Origin of the sequence: Plebeiibacterium marinum (genome assembly GCF_026013615.1) — a bacterium.
GTDB classification, from domain to species: domain Bacteria; phylum Bacteroidota; class Bacteroidia; order Bacteroidales; family Marinilabiliaceae; genus Saccharicrinis; species Saccharicrinis marinus_A.
On sequence record NZ_JAPDPI010000006.1, the window covers coordinates 70,660 to 90,466 of the forward strand.

The 19,807-nt window shown below is 35.1% G+C and carries 18 protein-coding genes; 5 read left to right on the top strand and 13 right to left on the bottom strand.

Annotated features, from left to right (window positions below):
* Positions 1-27: 27 nt before the first annotated feature.
* The 3 genes from uxuA (at position 28) to OM074_RS04625 (ending at position 3,829) form a co-directional block, all read left to right on the top strand.
* Positions 28-1,212: a mannonate dehydratase gene (uxuA, locus tag OM074_RS04615; RefSeq protein WP_301198119.1), complete on the top strand. Its 1,185-nt coding sequence runs from the start codon at positions 28-30 to the stop codon at positions 1,210-1,212.
* 39 nt (positions 1,213-1,251) lie between these two features.
* Positions 1,252-2,703 (top strand): MFS transporter, encoded by a 1,452-nt coding sequence (locus OM074_RS04620; RefSeq protein WP_301198120.1) that lies wholly within the window; start codon positions 1,252-1,254, stop codon positions 2,701-2,703.
* A 76-nt stretch (positions 2,704-2,779) separates the two neighbouring features.
* Complete coding sequence (locus OM074_RS04625) at positions 2,780-3,829, top strand: LacI family DNA-binding transcriptional regulator (RefSeq protein WP_301198121.1); 1,050 nt, start codon at positions 2,780-2,782, stop codon at positions 3,827-3,829.
* Positions 3,830-3,890: 61 nt separating this feature from the next.
* On the opposite strand, the gene OM074_RS04630 is transcribed toward OM074_RS04625, so the two are convergent.
* The 13 genes from OM074_RS04630 to OM074_RS04690 all read right to left on the bottom strand — a co-directional run bounded on the left by OM074_RS04630 (position 3,891) and on the right by OM074_RS04690 (position 16,352).
* The gene (locus tag OM074_RS04630; protein ID WP_301198122.1) at positions 3,891-4,607 is read right to left on the bottom strand and encodes a LytR/AlgR family response regulator transcription factor; all 717 of its coding nucleotides are present in this window, start codon (positions 4,605-4,607) and stop codon (positions 3,891-3,893) included.
* Positions 4,604-5,746 (bottom strand): sensor histidine kinase, encoded by a 1,143-nt coding sequence (locus OM074_RS04635; protein ID WP_301198123.1) that lies wholly within the window; start codon positions 5,744-5,746, stop codon positions 4,604-4,606. Before OM074_RS04635 ends, OM074_RS04630 begins: the two co-directional genes overlap by 4 nt.
* A 115-nt stretch (positions 5,747-5,861) precedes the next feature.
* Positions 5,862-7,655 (bottom strand): carbohydrate-binding domain-containing protein, encoded by a 1,794-nt coding sequence (locus OM074_RS04640; RefSeq protein ID WP_301198124.1) that lies wholly within the window; start codon positions 7,653-7,655, stop codon positions 5,862-5,864.
* 19 nt (positions 7,656-7,674) lie between these two features.
* Entirely contained in the window at positions 7,675-8,304 is a 630-nt protein-coding gene (locus OM074_RS04645; protein ID WP_301198125.1) for a DUF2490 domain-containing protein, read from the bottom strand.
* Between the two features lie 59 nt (positions 8,305-8,363).
* Positions 8,364-9,080: a DUF4956 domain-containing protein gene (locus tag OM074_RS04650; RefSeq protein ID WP_301198126.1), complete on the bottom strand. Its 717-nt coding sequence runs from the start codon at positions 9,078-9,080 to the stop codon at positions 8,364-8,366.
* Positions 9,081-9,161: 81 nt separating this feature from the next.
* Positions 9,162-9,923, bottom strand: a complete 762-nt coding sequence (locus tag OM074_RS04655) for a polyphosphate polymerase domain-containing protein (RefSeq protein WP_301198127.1) — start codon at positions 9,921-9,923, stop codon at positions 9,162-9,164.
* 327 nt (positions 9,924-10,250) lie between these two features.
* Positions 10,251-10,658, bottom strand: a complete 408-nt coding sequence (locus OM074_RS04660; protein WP_301198128.1) for a DUF4890 domain-containing protein — start codon at positions 10,656-10,658, stop codon at positions 10,251-10,253.
* Between the two features lie 156 nt (positions 10,659-10,814).
* On the bottom strand, positions 10,815-11,834 hold the full coding sequence (locus tag OM074_RS04665; RefSeq protein ID WP_301198129.1) for a permease: 1,020 nt from the start codon (positions 11,832-11,834) through the stop codon (positions 10,815-10,817).
* A gap of 37 nt (positions 11,835-11,871) precedes the next feature.
* Positions 11,872-12,261: a hypothetical protein gene (locus tag OM074_RS04670; protein WP_301198130.1), complete on the bottom strand. Its 390-nt coding sequence runs from the start codon at positions 12,259-12,261 to the stop codon at positions 11,872-11,874.
* 22 nt (positions 12,262-12,283) lie between these two features.
* Positions 12,284-13,309: a 4Fe-4S binding protein gene (locus OM074_RS04675; protein ID WP_301198131.1), complete on the bottom strand. Its 1,026-nt coding sequence runs from the start codon at positions 13,307-13,309 to the stop codon at positions 12,284-12,286.
* 12 nt (positions 13,310-13,321) lie between these two features.
* Complete coding sequence (locus OM074_RS04680) at positions 13,322-14,629, bottom strand: hypothetical protein (RefSeq protein WP_301198132.1); 1,308 nt, start codon at positions 14,627-14,629, stop codon at positions 13,322-13,324.
* Positions 14,626-15,960 (bottom strand): 4Fe-4S binding protein, encoded by a 1,335-nt coding sequence (locus OM074_RS04685; RefSeq protein WP_301198133.1) that lies wholly within the window; start codon positions 15,958-15,960, stop codon positions 14,626-14,628. The genes OM074_RS04680 and OM074_RS04685 overlap by 4 nt, the downstream gene beginning before the upstream one ends.
* Before the next feature lie 5 nt (positions 15,961-15,965).
* Positions 15,966-16,352 carry a hypothetical protein gene (locus tag OM074_RS04690; RefSeq protein WP_301198134.1) on the bottom strand — a complete coding sequence of 129 codons (387 nt, stop codon included), beginning with the start codon at positions 16,350-16,352 and terminating at the stop codon, positions 15,966-15,968.
* A gap of 393 nt (positions 16,353-16,745) precedes the next feature.
* On the opposite strand from OM074_RS04690, the gene OM074_RS04695 reads away from it, so the two are divergent.
* Positions 16,746-17,240, top strand: a complete 495-nt coding sequence (locus tag OM074_RS04695; protein WP_301198135.1) for a YfiR family protein — start codon at positions 16,746-16,748, stop codon at positions 17,238-17,240.
* A gap of 27 nt (positions 17,241-17,267) precedes the next feature.
* Positions 17,268-19,616 carry a TonB-dependent receptor plug domain-containing protein gene (locus OM074_RS04700; protein ID WP_301198136.1) on the top strand — a complete coding sequence of 783 codons (2,349 nt, stop codon included), beginning with the start codon at positions 17,268-17,270 and terminating at the stop codon, positions 19,614-19,616.
* Positions 19,617-19,807 lie beyond the last annotated feature (191 nt).

Below are 19,807 nucleotides of genomic sequence, written 5' to 3' on the forward strand. Positions count from 1 at the left end.
TTCGACTATTGAATTAAGCTTAAAAACATGGCTATAGAACAAACGTGGCGTTGGTACGGTCCTAATGATCGTATCACGTTAAATGATATAAAACAGACTGGTGCAACGGGAATTGTAACAGCTCTTCACCATATTAAAAATGGTGAGATATGGACAAAAGAAGAGATTCTTGCCAGAAAAAAAATGATCGAAGAAGCAGGGCTTAGCTGGTCGGTTGTTGAAAGTGTACCTGTGCACGAAGACATAAAGAAACAGACTGGCGACTGGCAATTGTATATTGAAAACTATAAAGAATCAATTAAAAACCTTGGTGAGCTAGGCATTAAAACCATATGCTACAATTTTATGCCTGTCTTAGATTGGTCACGTACCAACCTTAATCATAGCACCCAGGACGGATCACTTGCCTTAATATATCAACAGAAAGTATTTGCTGCCTTTGATATCTATTTATTAAAAAGACCAAATGCAGCAAACGACTACACAGAAAAAATCCAAAAAGAAGCAAAAGAATACTTTGAGAACCTTGATGATGCAGGCAAAGAAGTATTAACAAATAATGTTATCAAAGGTCTTCCTGGCGCAGAAGAAAGCTACACTCTAGAACAATTTCAATCGGTTTTGGATGCATATGCTGATATTGATGATGCAAAGTTAAAAAAACACCTGGAAGATTTTCTTAAAGCAATTATTCCTGTTGCAGAGGAGGCTGGAGTTAGAATGGCGATCCATCCTGATGATCCACCATGGGGATTATTAGGTTTACCTCGTGTAGTTAGTACTTTAGACGATGCAAAAAATATTATCAACACGGTTGACTCTATTTCAAATGGAGTTACTCTTTGTACTGGTTCATGGGGTGCCGGATATTTTAATGATTTATCGGTTATGGCAAAAGAACTGGCTCCCAGAATAAATTTTGCCCACCTGCGTAACGTTAGCCGTGATACAGACCATAATTTTAACGAAGACCTTTTATTTGATGGTGATGTTGATATTTATGAAGTATTAAAAACAATTGTACTCGAAGAAGACAGAAGGAAAGCTGAAGGCAGAGGAGATTTCTCTATCCCTGTTCGTCCTGACCATGGTAACCAAATGTTAGGGGATATTGGTCAGCAAAACAATCCAGGATACTCCTTATACGGAAGGATGAAAGGGTTGGCGGAGATCAGAGGTTTGGAATTAGGAATTAGAAGAAGCTTAAAATAACAATCTGAATTAATTATTAATTTAACAAAACACAAATTGATGTCTACAAAACAAATTAAGGAGAATATGACGAAGTACAGATGGGCTATCTGTTCGTTATTATTCTTTGCAACAACTGTAAACTACATGGATCGCCAGGTGCTTTCGCTGACCTGGAAGGATTTTATAGCCCCTGAGTTTCATTGGACAAACAGTGACTATGGAAACATCACAGCTCTTTTTTCTGTATTTTATGCCATCGGCCTTCTGGTAGCAGGTAGGTTCGTTGACTGGTTGGATACAAAAAAAGGATTTATGTGGGCCATTGGCGTATGGTCAGTTGGTGCTGTATTACATGCCTTTTGTGGTATTGCCACTTCCGGAATTGTTGCAGGACAATGGTTCGTTGGATTTGAAGGAGCAAAAGAAGCCATTGAACACGTTGGCAACATATCCAAAGTAATAAACGTAAGTGTTGTGTTGTTTATATTCGCTCGTTTGGTATTAGCCATTGGTGAGGCAGGTAACTTCCCAGCAGCAATTAAAACAACAGCAGAATACTTCCCAAAGAAGGACAGGGCATATGCTACAAGTATCTTTAATGCGGGGGCAACTGTAGGTGCATTAGCCGCACCCATAACAATCCCGTTAATTGCATCAAAATTTGGATGGGAAATGGCATTTATCATCATAGGTGCATTGGGCTTCATCTGGATGGGATTTTGGCAGTTTATGTATAAAAAGCCACACGAACATCCAAAAGTAAATAAGGCAGAGCTTGATTATATTAATCAGGATCAAGCAGAAGAAAACAGCCATGTTGAATCAGCAAACGAAGATCTAAAATTATCTTTCCTTGACAATTTTAAATACAAACAAACCTGGTCATTTATCATGGGTAAATTTATGACTGATGGAGTTTGGTGGTTCTTCTTATTTTGGACACCTGCATACTTAAGTGATGTGTACGGTTTAACATCTGATAGTGGCATGGCTCAGCTTTTGTTATTTGCCCTTTATGCCATTACATTATTATCCATAATTGGAGGCTGGTTGCCAACATATTTTGTAGAGAAAAAGGGTATGAATCCTTATGCTGGTAGGATGAAAGCTATGCTTATATTTGCTTTCTTCCCATTATTGGCATTATTAGCACAACCTCTTGGTTCATATTCATACTGGTTCCCAATCATTATTATTGGTATTGCCGGAGCTGCTCACCAGGCATGGTCTGCAAATATTTTCTCCACAACAGGAGATATGTTCCCAAGATCATCCATTGCTACAATTACTGGTATTGGTGGTATGGCAGGAGGTTTAGGGTCATTCTGTATCAATAAGGGCTCGGGTGTTTTATTTGATTTTGCTGCAAATACCAATATGAAATTCATGGGTTTCCAAGGAATTGAAGCCGGTTATTTCATTATTTTCTCAATTTGTGCCGTTGCATATTTAATTGGGTGGGCTATAATGAAAGCTTTGGTTCCTCATTATAAACCTATCACAGCATAAAACATTATTTTTGCACGCCTGGCAAGAAAAATCTTGCCAGGCAATTATATTTCTTTACAAAAGTCACCAACAGAAAATGCCGACAAAAAAAACCAGGATAAAGGATATAGCAGAAAAAGCAGGTGTTTCAATTGGCACAATTGATCGCGTACTCCATAACAGAGGAGAGGTTAAAGCTGAAACAAGAGAAAAGGTGCTGAAAATTGCCAAGCAAATGAACTATCAGCCCAATATAGCTGCCCGTGCTTTAAAATCTCCAACCTCATATAAAATTGCCGTGATGATTCCTCAAAGCTCCGGAAATAACCATTTCTGGAATATGCATCCTCTTGGCATTGAACAGGCTCTTGAAACTGTAGCTCCTTTTATAGTTAAGGTAAACTATTTCAACTACGAGATGCACAGTGCTATGGATTTTATGAAGAATGCATCTCAATTGGTAGAATGGAAGCCTGATGGCGTTATATTGGCACCAATATTAAAAAACGAAACATTGGAATTGTGTCACAAACTAGACGACATGAATATCCCCTATGCATTTATTGATACGAATATTCAAAACACAAATGCACTTACTTTTATTGGTGAGGACGGCAGAAAAGGAGGTCGTGTTGCTGCAAGCATTATGGATGTTGGCGTAGATACGGAAAAGGATATTTTGATTGTTAACATTGCAAAAGACCTTGATAACGTAATCCACCTTAACCTAAGAAACCAGGGTTTTATGAGTTACTTCATGGATTCTGGTAAAAACAAAGGGCTAAAGATATCGGTTGAAGTACCCAGTGGCGATAAAAAAGGGATTTACAGCAAGCTTGACACCGTTTTCAACAACAACAAAAACATAGGTGGAATAATGGTTTCCAGTGCCCGAACTTTTGTTATTGCTGAATACTTAAAAGACAGAAAGCTTGAAGATAAATTTTTAATTGGATACGAAGTATTCGAAAAAAACGCACAGTATTTAGAAGATGGGATTATTGATTTCTTAATTAGCCAGCGCCCTATTGATCAAGCTGAGAAAACCTTTAAGAGATTATTCAGTTATCTGGTTCACCACACTGTTCCCGAAAAAATGGAATTTCAACCCATTGATATTATTAATAGGGAAAATCTTTTTATATAGTATTAACCATGTCAATATTTTTTTTTGCAGGGCGACCAATACTTTTTACCTAACCTTCATTCTATTTTAAGAAGTTTTCATCCAAGAATTTTTGAAAAGTATCTTTATACTGATCACTAATTGGTATATAAACTTTATCATCAAATATAATCCGGGCTCTTTCAATTGTGGTGATCTTTTTAAGGTTGACAATATAGGAACGGTGAACCCTCATAAAATCATCGGCAGGCAAAAACTTTTCCATTTTTTTCATTCCCATTAAAGCCATTACAGGACTTTGATTTTCAAGGTGGATCCTCACATAATCCCTCATCCCTTCGATGTACTTAATTAAGCGAAACTCTATTTTAACTATTTTGTACTCTGATTTTATAAAAAGGAACTGATCATTATTTTCAATGGTTTCCACCGCTTTCTTCGATGTAAAATACCTATCGCGAGTTTTATCTACCGATTTTAAGAAATCAGAATAACTAATAGGCTTTACCAGATAGTCAGCTGCGTCTACCTTAAAACCCTCGAATGCATATTCTCGATAGGCTGTAGTAAAAATCACCTTTGGAGGATTGGATAAGGACTCAACAAATTCCAGCCCGGTTAAATCAGGCATGTTAATATCCACAAACATCAAATCCACCGAATTATCCTGAAGAAATTCTAATGCTTTAATGGCGTTCGAAAACTTATCTACTAACTGCAGATAAGGAGTTTTTTCTATATATCCTTCTATTTGTCTTAAAGCCAATGGCTCATCATCAATGGCAATACATGTAATCATAATGGTACATTTAAATTAACCGCAAATAAGTTTTCATCAGGCAATTTACCTATTTCCAGTTTGTAGTTATTTCCATATATCAAATCCAACCTGTTTTTTGTATTTTCCACTCCTACACCTGAGTTGCCGACGTTTCCTTTACGCTCATATATTTTATTAATAATATCAAAAACCATCCTCCCTTTGTCAAACGAAAAGGAAATGCGTATAAAACAATTTTCATTATAACTAATTCCATGCTTAAATGCATTTTCAATATATGAAATGGTTAACAATGGTGGTATATTAACTGCAGGAAGTTTATCAGGAACATCTAATATAATTTCAACAGTATCTGTAAAACGGATTTTCATTAACTCAATATAGCTTTTTATAAAATCCATTTCCTTTTGCAAAGGTATTTTTTCAGTTTTTGATTCATAAAGCATATACCCCATCATCCTGGAAAGCTTAATTATGGACTCCTTAGCTTCTTCTGTATCTATATCTACCAATGCATGAATATTATTAAGGGTATTCATAAAAAAATGTGGACTAATCTGATTTTGCAGAAACGCCATTTTATTTTCTATGTTTTCTTTTTCGAGCAAGGCTTTGTTTTTTTCTGATATGATCCATTTTTGAGAAAAAACCAGTCCGGTATCAAAACCCAAAATAAGAATTGACAATATCAGAATGTTAGCAAATGGAAAGGCAAAATTCCTATGCCCATCTTTTTCATGATGTAAAGGTGGCATAATTGATTTACCGTCAAAAACAGGTGGTTCCCTGTATTCAAGAGGGGGTCCTTGTTGCGGGATTTCCCTGCGCACTTCTTTAAAATGCTTAAAGTTTGAAGAACTAACCAAATATAACGTATAGCTCCCACAAAGAAAAACAAGTGCCAATGCCAATGCATAAAAAAGTCTTTTACCTTTAAACAACAGTTTTGGCAACAGCAAAAAACGGTTAACTAAAAACATGACAAAAACCAATGCATGCTCTTTCCACATTTTAAATATAAGATCCCAGTTTGTTTTGTCCTCAAAATCACCTGCTAACACAGGAACCAGTATTACAAGTAGCCACATGCATACCACAATAACTAGTTGTACATTCCATGAGCGGTTTTTGATTTTCTTTTTTATTTTAAATATCATAACTGAATCTTATAGTCTAAACTTTGTTTGATGTATAAAAACCAACACAATGCATTAAAAATGCATTGTGAAGTATAATTTATAAAAACTCCGAAATATATTAATGAAAATTGGATTAATAAATACTGGTTACAATATTTGATATTGTAAATTCTGTATAAACCGATCCCGGAGTATAGTTTCCACCCTCGTACAAGCCATCTGTCTCTGTTCCGGTTGAACTTCCACCTGTATAAAGTTTATACTGTACTCCTTTTTCGAGTTTGGGTGATGAAAATACAATAGATTGAAACGACTTGGCTGATTTATATGTAAAGATACCTTCGCCAGACTCATCCTCTATATGAAATACAGTTCTGGCTGACTGCGTATTCCTGAAATTGACTTTTACACTATACTGCGACGATGACGAACCAGGTGCTTGAGCCATACCTGATGAACCAATAGCCAAAAGTGTACCACCACTAACCTCACAGGTACGGTCATAATCCAATGCCCCATTTCCATTTGAAGTTGGTCCATTAACCAAAACTGTACCACCTGTAATATAAATATTTCCGTTTGAATCCAATCCATCTCCACTAGCATTTACATAAACATAGGCCTCATTATTTATATTTAAAGCATACTCACTTTCTGTAACACTTGTACTTTTGCGTCCTCCAAAGCCCGAATCGCCTCCTGCCGAAACATTGATACCATCATCACTGGATACCACGTTAATATTACCTCCATTTAAAGTGATACTACCAAGGGAACTTTCAAGTCCTTCATACGATTTTGTAATAAATATATCGCCATCCTCAATATCCAAATCATAATCAGAATGAATACCATCATCACCGGAGGCTATTTCAAATACGCCGGCATATATTTTATGGAAACCATTAGAATGCATACCATCATCGGCAGCATTTATTGATAAAACGCCATCATAAACCAATGTGCTTACTCCTGATTTTATCCCTTTAGCAGATTCATCATATCCAAGAGAAGCACTGCTCCCTCCACCTGTGGTTATATTAATTTCTCCTCCAAAAACCAAAACATCTGTTTGGGCCTGGATACCATCCCCACCAGCTTCTATTTCAACCGTTCCACTTTCGATTGAAATATAACCTTTGGCCAGGCTGTTTTCATTATCTGACTTTATTCCATCTCCCTGCGAATTAATATTTATATCCCCTCCTTTTATTATAAGATAATCCTTTCCCCGAATCCCATCATCAACTGAATTAACCGTTATATTACCATTACCAATAATCAACCCATCTTTACTTGTAATACCATCATTATACTTCCCATTTACCACAAGGGCACCATTCCCATAAATAGATAAGTCACTCTTACTAAAAACTGCTGCATTAGCATCTTCTTCCGCAGAACTATAAGAACTGCCATCTGTAATATAGTTTGTCGTTTCTTCAGCCAGAATTATTACAGTTTTTTCTGATTTTTGCACATAAAGCGCTGCATTGTTTGAACAAGTTATGTCAACGCTGTTTAGTATTAAACGAACAGTAGATTCATCCTCTGTATTTACTATAACCTGTCCGTTATCCAGATCTCCGGAAATATCATATGTACCTGCAGAAATAATAGTTACCACACTACCATTAACTTCAGCTCCTTCCCCGGTTACTGTAATGGTACTCCCATTTAACACAATAGAATTTACATCGTTGATATCCCAGGTATAATCCGCCTCATCTTCATGCCCCTCCATATTTCCAAGATCATCCAATACCAGATTGCTATCATCTTCATCCTCGTCATCGTCATTATCAATATCATCATCATCGTCAATTGATTCAATATTACCGCTTATTGAATCGGCATCTCTATGGCAACTATTTAAAACCAGGGCCAAAGCAATAATAAGGCCTATTAAAAAATTATACTGTTTCATAATTGTAGATTTTATTTTTTTAAAACTTTAGTTTATATCCTATACTAACTATGTGTTTGTTCAGATATTCATTGTTGTAATAATCAAACTTATAATCAATTCCCACAGAGTTCTTTTTAAATAACTTATAATCAAACCCTAAAGCAAAGCGATTTTTATACATTTCAGAATTTGAAAGCTGCTGAAATACCTCCCAGGCTACAAAAGGAGTTACCTTACATTTTGGAATATCATATTTCAAGGAAAGTTTGTATCTCATAAAATCATTTTCCTCCCCATCATCATCCGAATAGTTGCTATAGCGCAAACGAAATGACGTCTCAAACTTTTTGATTTTCTTCTCCAGAGAAGCACCCAATGCATACCTGTTAAGATACTCGGTATCTTTAGTTTCGCGCTGATTGGCTATAAACCGGTAAGAACCGGAAAAAGTAAGCATTTTCATAGCTTTGTAACTTGCTTCTCCTTCAATCAACGATTTATCTAAGGCATAATTCTCGTCAAAACGAAATTCGGGAGTTATACTAAGCTTTACTCTCTTTACAGGTTTAAATGCAAGTTCAAACGCAGTACGTGTTTGATATTCATTCTCTACATCCTGTGCAAAAGCAATCACATTAATGAATAGAATAGCTATTAAAAATAGCATCCTTATTTTTTTATGAACTTTATCCATTTGTTTCTATAATTTAGTCTTAATACCCTGTTCTACTCAGATAACTTCTTATCTTTTCCATTTACATTAAAATACAGTATGATTTCGGCCACATCCTTTAAGAAGTCAATCTTTTGTATTTCGTAACGCTTAATATTAATTCCGGTTCTTTCTTTAAGGTCAAAAAGCAGCTCTTCACTTTTTAGTGCATGGATGTTTTCAATCTTTTCATAGATCAACCGTATAGAGCCTTCTTGTTTTAACATCAACCGTTTTTCAAGAATCCATAAGCCAAAAATGATTACCGAATTGGTTATTATTAATTCGGCATAACTAACTTTTTTATTTGCCAGTGCGTTAATTACAGAAATACCAATAACAATAAACAAATAGGTCATTTCCTTTATAGGAATAGCATCTGTTCGGTAACGAATAATGCCGAAAATGGCAAAAAGGCCTAATGCAAAACCCAATTCAAGTTTTACACTATTGAGCAGGAAACTGAGCAAAAATACAATAACACCAATTGATAGATAACTAAAATAAAAGTCCTTTCTTCTACTATTTTTGGCATACATAAAGTGCACCACTACAAATATCAATAGGGTATTGAATACAAAACGCACCAACAATTCTGTAAAATCTACCACATTAATAACTTTTATGTCTAAAAACCGGAAGCCATCTTCCCAAAGTTCTAGTCTGGTTGGCACTGGCTGGTTTACAATGCTATCTTGCAAACTACTTGTTATCAAATTAAATCCCTTCATTTCTTATGGTTTTAAAGTTTAGAAATGCCTGGTTATTATTATTACCATTGGTATAAAACACGACACTCCCAAATACTCCTGTTAATTATATAGATTATTAGCATTTAACACTTTCTCGATCTGCCTTACCTTTCCTTTAAAGGCATTCCTCTTTAAATCGTTATCTGTAACTGTTCTACCAATACAGTATTTGCTGAAACCTGACGTTTTTATTCGCTGCGAACGTAAAGCCTTTTGCAAAGGAGAGAGTTTTGACCGGCCATCTGACTTAATTTCTACAATAACTAAGTTATTTAATACCACATTTGTGTCTTCACTTTTAAAACTCAGGTTCACATCTATAGTACACCGCTCTTTAAAGTTTTTATTAACCAGGGTAAGCCGGTAAAAATTGTTGGCAAGAGAACTTTGCAGATCGTGATGAGAGTATGGGGTACTTTCGTTTATAAAATCCTTGTCGCGATCAGAAAAACTATTGACCCCGAATTCTGAGGACACACGCTTTTTTATAGTCCGCCCTTTATTATTTTTGAATTTTACTTCAAAAAAACTTTTACCTGATGAAACATAACTACGCCTTCTGATTTTATATCGATTTAACTTACCATTATGATGTGCTGTGTACATCTCGTTTTCTATAGTATCATAATACACAGTGGAATATGGCAGTAAACTTTTACCATTAATATTTAGCAAATAATATTTATTGGCAACAGATTCAATTGTAGAGGAAAGCTGTTTCGAATGAAACCAGTATTTTTTGTCTATGCGGTTCATAAGCTTTACCTGATCCATATCTTCCAGGCCAATCGACTCAAATAAGTTAGTATTAAACGCTCCCATGTATTTATAAATTGATTATTAAAAGGCTAAGCATAACTTGCCTATACTATTTTTCCTGTATATTATCTGTAACCCATCGTTTGTTTACATGTTAAAAATATATGTATTGCTTGCGGTAAATAAACAGAATCGACAAATGAGAAGGTTTTATAGACAAACCCAAATATTTTACATATTTGGTTCAATTGGTAAAAATGCTCAGCGCATAAAAAAAGGTAGCTATAAAGCAAAAAACTACTATAGCTACCTTTTACAACATATTTAATTTAAACCTCTGTCCATATATTCTATTCAAAAAAAGGAGTTTTGCCTTATATATAAAGCTTTCTATCTCCTTGGAGGACCTTTTCTTTGGTGCTCTTTTAAAAATACATCATATTTAGCCATTTGTTCTTCTGACAAAACAGATTTAACTTTCTTTTCAAAATCTGATTTTTGTTGCTCCATATCCTCCCTTGATGGTCGCTCTCCTTCTTCCATTTGAGTTTTTACATCCTCAAAATGCGCCAAATATAATTCCTCTACCCTACTTGTCTGTTCTTCGTTTAAACCAACCTCTTCAGCAAGTTTACTAACCATTTCTTTAATTTCCTTTTGATCCGGAAATCGGGGTGGCCCATGCTGTTCTCTATGCTGATCATCCCCTAATGGCTGCGCTTTTATATTTATACCAAATGCAGTAACAACTGCTAACATCAATAAATTCAATAATGTTTGTCTTGTTAATTTTATCATAATGACGAATTTAAAATTAGATTTTAATATTGTACAAATGCGTAATTGACTACATTAAAATATTGTTTTATTATTACGCTATACAAACATAGGGTTGTACAAACTATTATTTAAATCCAATCGACAAACGGAATAAATCTATCGACAAAAACCTGATTAAACAATCATTCCCGACAGGTAAGAAAACAACACGATCACCAAATAAACTGTAAGAACCAAAACTGTGGTTAATCTCTTTCCTAAAAACTTAAACAGCATAATAATCGATGTGGTGCAAATAGCAGTAGCAGAAAGGGAAAACCCAATAGACACGCCTAAACCTAAATCAGTAAACCTGAGAAGTGGAGCCAGAAATAAAACATCTGCCCCATTGCACATATAAATAAATGTGCCTATCAGTGTAAAAATAAGCAGCGATACAAAATGATCATTAAGTGGCAATTGCTCTATCACTTTTAAAGGCCCGGAAATTTCAAGTATTAAACCTAAAAAGCCGGCAATAAAAACATACGGTGCAATTTCAAAAACCATTTTCCATGTTTTCATATACACATCCTCTCCCCTTATAGCACTACACACTTTTGGGCGACAACTGTTATATACACCAATTGCATTATTTCCCATTTTCTTATGGGCAATCTCCATAACAATACCTGTAATTATAGAAACAACAAAGGCGCCCAAAATCCTTAATACACCATATTTAAATCCTATAACTGAAAATGACAGATAGATTACATATGGATTTAAGATAGGCGCTGACATAACAAAACTTATAATAGTGCGCATTTTCAAACGCCGTTTCATCGACTCTATTAATGGGATGGCACTACAAGAGCAAACAGGTATTAACGAAGCATAAAAAAAGGCCGTCACCTGATTTTGGGGAATAAGCTTTTTATATCGTTTAAAATATTTTTCTGTAACACTACCCGCAAAGGCTCCTGCTATTACAACCATAAACAATTCAAATAGATATTCATAAGTCATAAACAACCACCTGGGCATAAATTTATAAATAACACACTTTTCCCTGGTTTGGAGGTTTATACCATACCAGGTAGAATAGATTGTATCAGCCACCAAAACCAATAATACAAACCAAATAGCCAATTTACCTATATTGATATCACTATTTTGTTTCTTTGAAACACTTGCTATATTACCACTTATCATTCTATAAGTATTTAAAAAATCACTTTGCAGGCTTTAATCATTTGCTTTTAAAAACCGCTGTTTCAACAACTTCACCTTTATCTGTTTTGCGATAAGCAGTAAGCTGAACAGAGCCGCTCTTCTTCGCTTTTAAACCAAGGCAAACTTGTCTATGCCATTCCGAAGCCGATGTTTGTTTCCAGAGTCCTTTTTCCAGGATATTTAAACCTTTTACATAGAGTTTAACCTTATGAACACCCTCTGCACAATACTTTCCTTTTTGAATTACAATCAATGTGCATTTTAATACATCACCTACCACATAACCATCCTTTACACCTTCCGAAAACTCAAATTTCAGTGTAATATTATCGGGAGTCACAGCATAGCAATTCAACTCATTAACAAATACAAATGCCATCAACAAGCTCAAAACAATCCGCCACATTCTATTCTTTATAACAGTTATATCACCCTCTACTTATAGCTCCATAAGTACATACCTCTTCACATTTACCACATAACATACAATTAGTAGTATTAATATTTGCAGGCTCAAAATCTACATTTATAGCTGCCTGAACATCGCATTCCACAACACAATCGCCACAAGAAGTACAAACACTATTATCAATGCTTGGATTTATAGCTGTTTCTTCATTCACTATTATTGCATCATCATTACAAACATTAAAACAATCACCACATTCGGTACACTTATCCTGGGATATATAGGCTACCAATTCACTAGTAGTGCCTGATGACGATTTTAATACGGCATTCTCAGTACATACGCTATAGCATTCTCCACAACTTGTACATGATGCTGCATCAATTTTTACATAGGCATTAGATATGGCATTATGCCTGCATGCTGATAAACATTTACCACACTTTTTACATTTACTCGTATTAATACTGGCCTTACCATTTACAGAAGAAATTGCTCCATAACTACAAACTGAAGAACAATGAGAAGTACAACCATGACATCTTGAAGTATTCACGCTATAGCTGGAAACAACATATGAAATAGCCTTACCTTCATTTTCACATTGACTGATACAATCACCACATCCAACACAATTGCTTGCCGAAATAGAATATGAATTTGTTTGTATTGATGAAGGCGTGATGGTTATTGCTTGCTCAGGACAAGCCGTTTCGCACTCTTCACAGGCAGAACAATTATCTTTGTCAATGGTATATGATATTCCGGGAATGGTTATTGCGTTTACATCGCAAACATTTAAGCACGATTTACATTCATCACATTTATCAATATCGATGCTGTATTCAGCTAAACTATCCAGCTCTATAGCAGAATAATAACAAACATCAAGACAATCTCCACAAGCTGTGCAACGAGATCGGTCGACTGAAAACTGATGATTGGAGATATCTGAGCATGATTGAAAAACATGTGTACTTAAACCATATCCTGCAACAAACAATAATGTTTTTTTTATAAACTTTCTTCTGTTCGATTTATCCATCTTGTATATTTTTTAAAAGAAAACCCTCAACTCCAAACGGGCAAGTTTGGCATATTCTTCCATATTATCAGACTTCATTAACCCAGATAAAACAGTTGTTCGCAGCTTCTTATTAAAAAAGTATTTCCCAACAGACATATCAAATTCGTGCATATGTTTGCCTTTTATCTGGCGTGAATATTGTATTTTAAGACTTAACTTCTTATCTACAATTTGATGTTTAGCTATTAGATTCACCAAGGGCATGTCTACTACATCCATTCTAAAAACCTCACCTAAAAACAAATTTGAAAAACGAGGACTAGCCAGTGCGCCATCATCCAGATCAAGTTTTCCAATATACCCCAAATGAAGTGTGGATAAATTTCCTGTTTGCCACTCTATCACTTTTTCTGCATCAACTGAATACAAAACCGCACTATTCTCTTTAACTCCCTGGTACACTGTCTGTACAGACAAGAGGGCATTATTGAACAGTAAGAAATTGGCATGAAGTCCCAGATATATATCCGGGTTATCATAATACCCCCCAAATTCTGAATAAATTACCCCACCATATGATTCGAGAGAAGGATAGGTAGCTTGAGAGACACTTTCAAAATCGTTAAACTCATCATATTCATTATCACTTGCTGATTCCTTTTCTCCTTTAGCCTTTTCAAAAGAAACAAATGCAAAATTGGTATCTCCAAAACTATTGCCTAAAGGTTGATTCCGAACAGGGGTTATATCATAAAGAAAACAATTTGCACAAAAACTGCCATTTCTGGCAACATCTTTTGTTACTGAAGCCATAGCCCCTGAAAACCGATATAATCCGGACTCCTTGTTAAAACTTACCCCCCAGCCTCTCTCATTCAACAAAAAGGAATTTGGCAACTTAACCTGTTGTAATCCAATGCCAAGACTAAAATCCGGGGTAAAATAATTATAAGATACTTCACGAAGGCCTGTTTTCCATTTTGAAAAGTTTATATTAAGATCGTAATCATATTTATTCCAGGCCTTTATTCCCCCTTCAAAATAAAACTGATGGTTGTTATGCGAGTAATCCAATCCCAAAAATGCCATTCCATTTGAAATATTAGTATTTGATAAGTAGCCGGATGAACCAACTATTTCTCCAGCCCAGTTTATTGCTGACGTAGCGTATACTGGTTTCAGATGTCCTGACAAATTACTTCTACACTCCCATTGTGCAAAAACCATCATATTGAGTAATAACATGACTCCAAGCAATACAATTCTTAACCTTATAGTTGTCATTACCTTTGATAAAAGACCTTTCTTTTTTGCCATATTTATTAAATCTACTTTCATTTGTTGATTGCCTTAAATGAGCATACATCCAAACAGTCGCCGCACTGAATACACTCCTCATTAATCACAAAGCGTTTATTAACATTCGACACAGCCCCGTAAGCACAGTCTTTTTCGCAGCGGCTGCAAGACTTGCAATTTTGATTCACAGTTAGTTTATATGCACCTGGAATTCTTGAAACCCATCCAAGGATCAACCCTACCGGACATAAGGTTTTACAAAATGGACGATAAATAAATAGCGAACTCAACAGTAAAATGCCGAGAAGTATATAACCTGTAACATTGGAAGAAAACAAGTTAAACACTACCCTAAATGGATCAATTTTTATATACAAATTGGTTCTGGTAAACACTATTTGCATTACCAATGCAATGATTGCTACCACCCTTATAACTTTTAAAACCTTTTGCACTTGAGGTTTCAAGCCTTTCTTTGCTCTTTTACTCCTATATATGAATTCCTGAAGTGCCCCAAGGTGACATACCCAGCCACACCATATTTTTCCAAAAAAATAAGTAAGAAGCAAAAGCCCAAATATCCAAATTAAGTTTAGCCTATTTACACTATCACCTAACAGCAACAATATGAGGTTTTGAAAGCTGGATATCATACAAGGACACCCTCCACTAATAAACCCCAAATAAACTAATGAACTTAAAAGCAATAAAGAACGAATGGCATATATTCTTTTATAGCGGAACAGCAAACCGGCGAAAAAGGTGGCCATCAATGCTATGCATGTTCTCAATAAATTATGTTTATCCCCTTCTGAAAAACCTCCTTCAACTGTAGGGCTAACTCCTTCATCAAAGGTTTCAAATTCTTCCAGCTCTGAAAAATCATCAATTTCTGAAGCGTTTTTTAATGATAAATCTGTATCCACTTCATATAAAGAAGTTACTATGCTATCATTGTCACGAATGGTTACATAGTTAGAATCACTTGTAGTAACAAACTCACCAGTACCATAAAAATCCTCACCTCTATAATCAGATTCCTGTGCTACTTTGAATATTATTCCTGCAAACAACAATACGCCCAGAACCCAAAAAAGAATAATCTTCCTCTTTCTTTTAAATACCAATAAAATAATTATAGCTATAGAAATTAATACAAAAGGGAATTCATTAAATGGTAAAGAAAACAACATTCCTTCTCCGGAACATTCATTGCAGTTACTACACATATAACTTGACTCAGCATCACCCACTGCATCATTAATTATCAACTCTTCAGTCAAGGGTTCAAACACATCTTTTTGCCCAAAAGAAATTATACTCACGAACAATATCCCAAGTATAACCCATAACCGTATTATCCATCCCATGTTTATCACCCTTTTTTCAGAGTTATTTTAGCTACCCCTCCTTCTTTTTCACAAACCCGCTGACAAATAATTTCTATGTCATTTTTATTATCATTCGTAACCTCAATTTTCAATTTTCTACTGTAAGTATTAGGTTGTTTTTTCTCCCATTTTGTTGCACCCACAATTTTTGCCCCAATTGCTTTAAACTTTGTTTTTGTTATGTCAACATGACAATTTCTATGATTTAAAATAACAGAAACTTCAACAACAAGCTCATCTCCTATACGATAGCTTTCTTTCTTAAATTGATCACTAACTTTTAGATCAATCTCACAAGCCATACCTAGGGTGGTAAACAAAAATAAAAACGTAAGGAGTCCGGATCTAACAACAGATTTTTTATTCATCACAAAATATTATTGTATTTATTATATGTTTTTACAGTTTAACGAAACTAATTACAATCCACATTAACCATAAATCCAATCGACAAACAATCCTATTTTATCGGCAAATGGCAATAAAAGCATATACAAGTTCTCAAAGCTGACAACAACAACCTGTTTCTACATACCATACCCATAATCAAAACACCTGGAAACCTCTTTTTCTGAACGTTAACAACAGTAAACAAAGACGCAACAATTATACATTCCTGTTTGCAGACAAAAAACTGAGGTTTGTCGAAATAAGTTTATCAACAAAACTTAATACGTCAATTTTGAACCAGAAATTACAGGAAAAACACCTTCCCGACTATGCTCACACATTATTAATAATTACTAACAATTAAAAAACGGACCATGAAGAAACTATTACTAATTGCATTGGCTTTACTGCTGTACCAGCAGGTTCCTGCTCAGAACTACAAATTCCAGGCACTGTTCATTTTTAACATTGCACAGCGCATTGAATGGCCTTCAATTGCAAATGAATTCATTATTGGTGTTGCTGGATCCAATGAAATAATGCAAGAGCTGGAAAATATCTCAACAAAACGCCAGCTGTTTGGGCATAAAATTAAAATTGTGCAATTATCAACATCTAACCCCAAAGTGGACCATTGTCACCTGGTATACCTTGGCAGATCATCCTCGTCTAAAATTGATAACATGATCCCAGTCATTAAAAACCGGCCTATATTATTAGTGGGTGATAAAAAAGGCCTAAAGGGTGCCCATATCAACTTTCTTGACACGCCGGGCAAAATTGAGTTTGAGGTATATCCTAACTCCATTAAATCACAAAAATTAAAAGTTGCCAATTCGTTGTACGAACTCGGAATTGTAAGACACTAAAAAACACTAAAACATAAAAAAGAACTAATGAAAAACGTATTATTCAAGTATATGGTAGCAGTTATGGCGCTTGGAATATTTTCAAACCACATAAATGCACAACAAGAAAAACCAATCATTAATATAAACGAACTCACACTGGAACAAATGAAGAATTATACGCAAGATGATTTACTTCAGTTGCCGTTTGAGGATTTGATAGCTTTGGTTAAGAAATTCAAATTATCATCTGTACAGGAATTATATAATTTATTGCTAAATCCAACGCAGTCAACCGCATCAAAAATGGAAGAAGATGTATTCCAATCTCCCTTAGCAACAACTGTGATAACTGCTGATGAATTAAAAAAATCAGGGGCCCGTTCAATTCCAGAAGCACTTAAATTGGCTCCAGGCTTTATTGTAAGGGAAAAAACAAATGGGAATTACGATGTTCATATCAGAGGAAATGATTTTATTGCTCCAGGATCTGACTTGTCAAACTCTGTAAATTCTACCACATTAGTAATGATAGATAACAGACCCGTATATAACAGTTTTTTGGGGGCTACATTTTGGGAAAACCTTCCAATTTCGGTTAATGACATTGATAAGATAGAAATTATATATGGCCCCTCCGCTGCATTATACGGTCCTAACGCAGTTTCAGGTGTGATACACCTGATCACAAAAAAAGCAGATAAGGATGGTTTCCAAACCGATTTTGATATACAGGCAGGAAATAACAATACGAAAATTGCCAGTGGAGCTTTTAACTACAAAAATGAAAATTGGGCCTTTAACCTTTCTGGTAATTACACCAATTCAGATCGTTTTCAAGATACTTATTATATTCCCCAGCTTAATGAAGAGGTTAGCGGAGAAGAAGTAGGTGCTCAAAACGCCATAAAGGACACCAATTATATTGCATCAGAGTTTACAAATGACTATTCCCTTGCCAAGGATCAGGGAGCTTTTAATATTGGTATAAGCTACCACCCTTCCGATAATATAGAGTTAACTTATAGGGGATCATATCAGGCTTCAACAATTCAAACTGCCTATATGGATGTAGGTTCAGTTATTTCAACACGAAAATCGTCTTCATTCAGCAACAGTTTGAACCTTAACATTGGAAATTTCGATGGTCATTTCTCGTTACTTTCAGGAAATCTTAATGCTATAAAAGGAATGCCTGGATATGAGTACGACTACAAAGAAGCAATAGGTAAAATGGGTTATAACTTCAAATACAAGAACCTTGTGGTAAGGCCTGGAGTTACAGCGAACTATGCGTATTACTCTGATGAAGATTACGTTGATGTAGAAGCCAACACTGGTTTATTGAATGGTTCAGCAGAGCTGGGAACAATACAAGGTAGCCTTCGCCTTGATTATACTGCCTTTGAAAGACTAAGGATTGTGGGAGCCTGGTTACAGGGATATTTTTATAAGCCGGAACGCAGCTACAACTCATACCAGTTTGCATCTTCTTATAAGGCAAGTGACAAAACTTTAATACGTATGGTTGCTTCTAAATCAAATTCAAGTCCTTTCGTGCTGAATACTTATATGGATAAGTCAATACAAATGTTTATGCCAGCAAATGAAACCAATGAAGAGGGCACAAGCCTATCATTAAACATGGTTGGAAATGAAAATCTAAAACCACAGGAAATGAACATGTTGGAATTAGGGGTGCGTCATAACTTCATGAAAAACCTTCATGCAGATGTTTCAGTATTCTACAACAAATCTAAAAACTATTCACAACTGGTTTCTGAGCAAAGAAATCCCGGGGAACAAGAAACTGGAAGTGCACCTGAAGAAGAAATAAATCAGGAACCAGGCAGCTCAATTACAATAACAGAATCGATGCAGAACATGGATCTGAAATCATCGCAGTTTGGGGTTACAGCCAGCTTGAAGTATGTTATGAGCCATAAATTTAACGCAGCTATTTTTGCCACATACCAAAAAACCGACCTTGACGATTTTAAAATCAGCGATGCAACCGTTTACCAGGAATTAACAGGAGAAGCCATTGATCCTATGACCTTAAACCAGGATCCGGCATATATTTCCATGGAACACCAATATACGCCAAGTTTTTTTGGAGGAGCATCTTTTAATTATGCCCCCTCTAAGAAATGGAATATTAATACTTCTGTGTATGGTTATAGCAAACAAAAATCGTTTTACACCGAAGGAAGGTCATTTATGAATGTAGAGATTGATCCAAAAATTTCTTTTAACTTAAAAACATCATACCAGGTAAACAATTGGATGCAGATATATGTCAATGCCCGTAATTTAACAAACAATACCAACCGGGAATTTATGTTTACTGATAAAACAGGTGGAATATATATGGGAGGTGTTAATATAAAACTATAATACGTTTTTTAATTTAGATAAAGAGTCCGGCAAGTTAATGGCCGGGCTCTTTTGATTTTAATTCTTAAATAAATACTAACAATAGTTCGTTAGTTTTTAGTCATTGGTCATTAGTTTATTTGTCAATAGCTTGGATTCCAATATCTTATATAAAATTCTTTATTAATATTAAAATCCTAAAGATTAAACAC

What these genes read in the sequence shown, in the direction of transcription:
- OM074_RS04635 (WP_301198123.1), bottom strand. Translation starts at nt 5,746, where the DNA reads ATGATATTTAAAATAAAAAAGAAAATCAAAAACCGCTCATGGAATGTA.
- uxuA (WP_301198119.1), top strand. Translation starts at nt 28, where the DNA reads ATGGCTATAGAACAAACGTGGCGTTGGTACGGTCCTAATGATCGTATC.
- OM074_RS04660 (WP_301198128.1), bottom strand. Translation starts at nt 10,658, where the DNA reads ATGATAAAATTAACAAGACAAACATTATTGAATTTATTGATGTTAGCA.
- OM074_RS04680 (WP_301198132.1), bottom strand. Translation starts at nt 14,629, where the DNA reads ATGAAAGTAGATTTAATAAATATGGCAAAAAAGAAAGGTCTTTTATCA.
- OM074_RS04700 (WP_301198136.1), top strand. Translation starts at nt 17,268, where the DNA reads ATGAAAAACGTATTATTCAAGTATATGGTAGCAGTTATGGCGCTTGGA.
- OM074_RS04665 (WP_301198129.1), bottom strand. Translation starts at nt 11,834, where the DNA reads ATGATAAGTGGTAATATAGCAAGTGTTTCAAAGAAACAAAATAGTGAT.
- OM074_RS04695 (WP_301198135.1), top strand. Translation starts at nt 16,746, where the DNA reads ATGAAGAAACTATTACTAATTGCATTGGCTTTACTGCTGTACCAGCAG.
- OM074_RS04630 (WP_301198122.1), bottom strand. Translation starts at nt 4,607, where the DNA reads ATGATTACATGTATTGCCATTGATGATGAGCCATTGGCTTTAAGACAA.
- OM074_RS04655 (WP_301198127.1), bottom strand. Translation starts at nt 9,923, where the DNA reads ATGGGAGCGTTTAATACTAACTTATTTGAGTCGATTGGCCTGGAAGAT.
- OM074_RS04670 (WP_301198130.1), bottom strand. Translation starts at nt 12,261, where the DNA reads ATGTGGCGGATTGTTTTGAGCTTGTTGATGGCATTTGTATTTGTTAAT.
- OM074_RS04650 (WP_301198126.1), bottom strand. Translation starts at nt 9,080, where the DNA reads ATGAAGGGATTTAATTTGATAACAAGTAGTTTGCAAGATAGCATTGTA.
- OM074_RS04645 (WP_301198125.1), bottom strand. Translation starts at nt 8,304, where the DNA reads ATGCTATTTTTAATAGCTATTCTATTCATTAATGTGATTGCTTTTGCA.
- OM074_RS04685 (WP_301198133.1), bottom strand. Translation starts at nt 15,960, where the DNA reads ATGGGATGGATAATACGGTTATGGGTTATACTTGGGATATTGTTCGTG.
- OM074_RS04625 (WP_301198121.1), top strand. Translation starts at nt 2,780, where the DNA reads ATGCCGACAAAAAAAACCAGGATAAAGGATATAGCAGAAAAAGCAGGT.
- OM074_RS04620 (WP_301198120.1), top strand. Translation starts at nt 1,252, where the DNA reads ATGTCTACAAAACAAATTAAGGAGAATATGACGAAGTACAGATGGGCT.
- OM074_RS04640 (WP_301198124.1), bottom strand. Translation starts at nt 7,655, where the DNA reads ATGAAACAGTATAATTTTTTAATAGGCCTTATTATTGCTTTGGCCCTG.
- OM074_RS04675 (WP_301198131.1), bottom strand. Translation starts at nt 13,309, where the DNA reads ATGGATAAATCGAACAGAAGAAAGTTTATAAAAAAAACATTATTGTTT.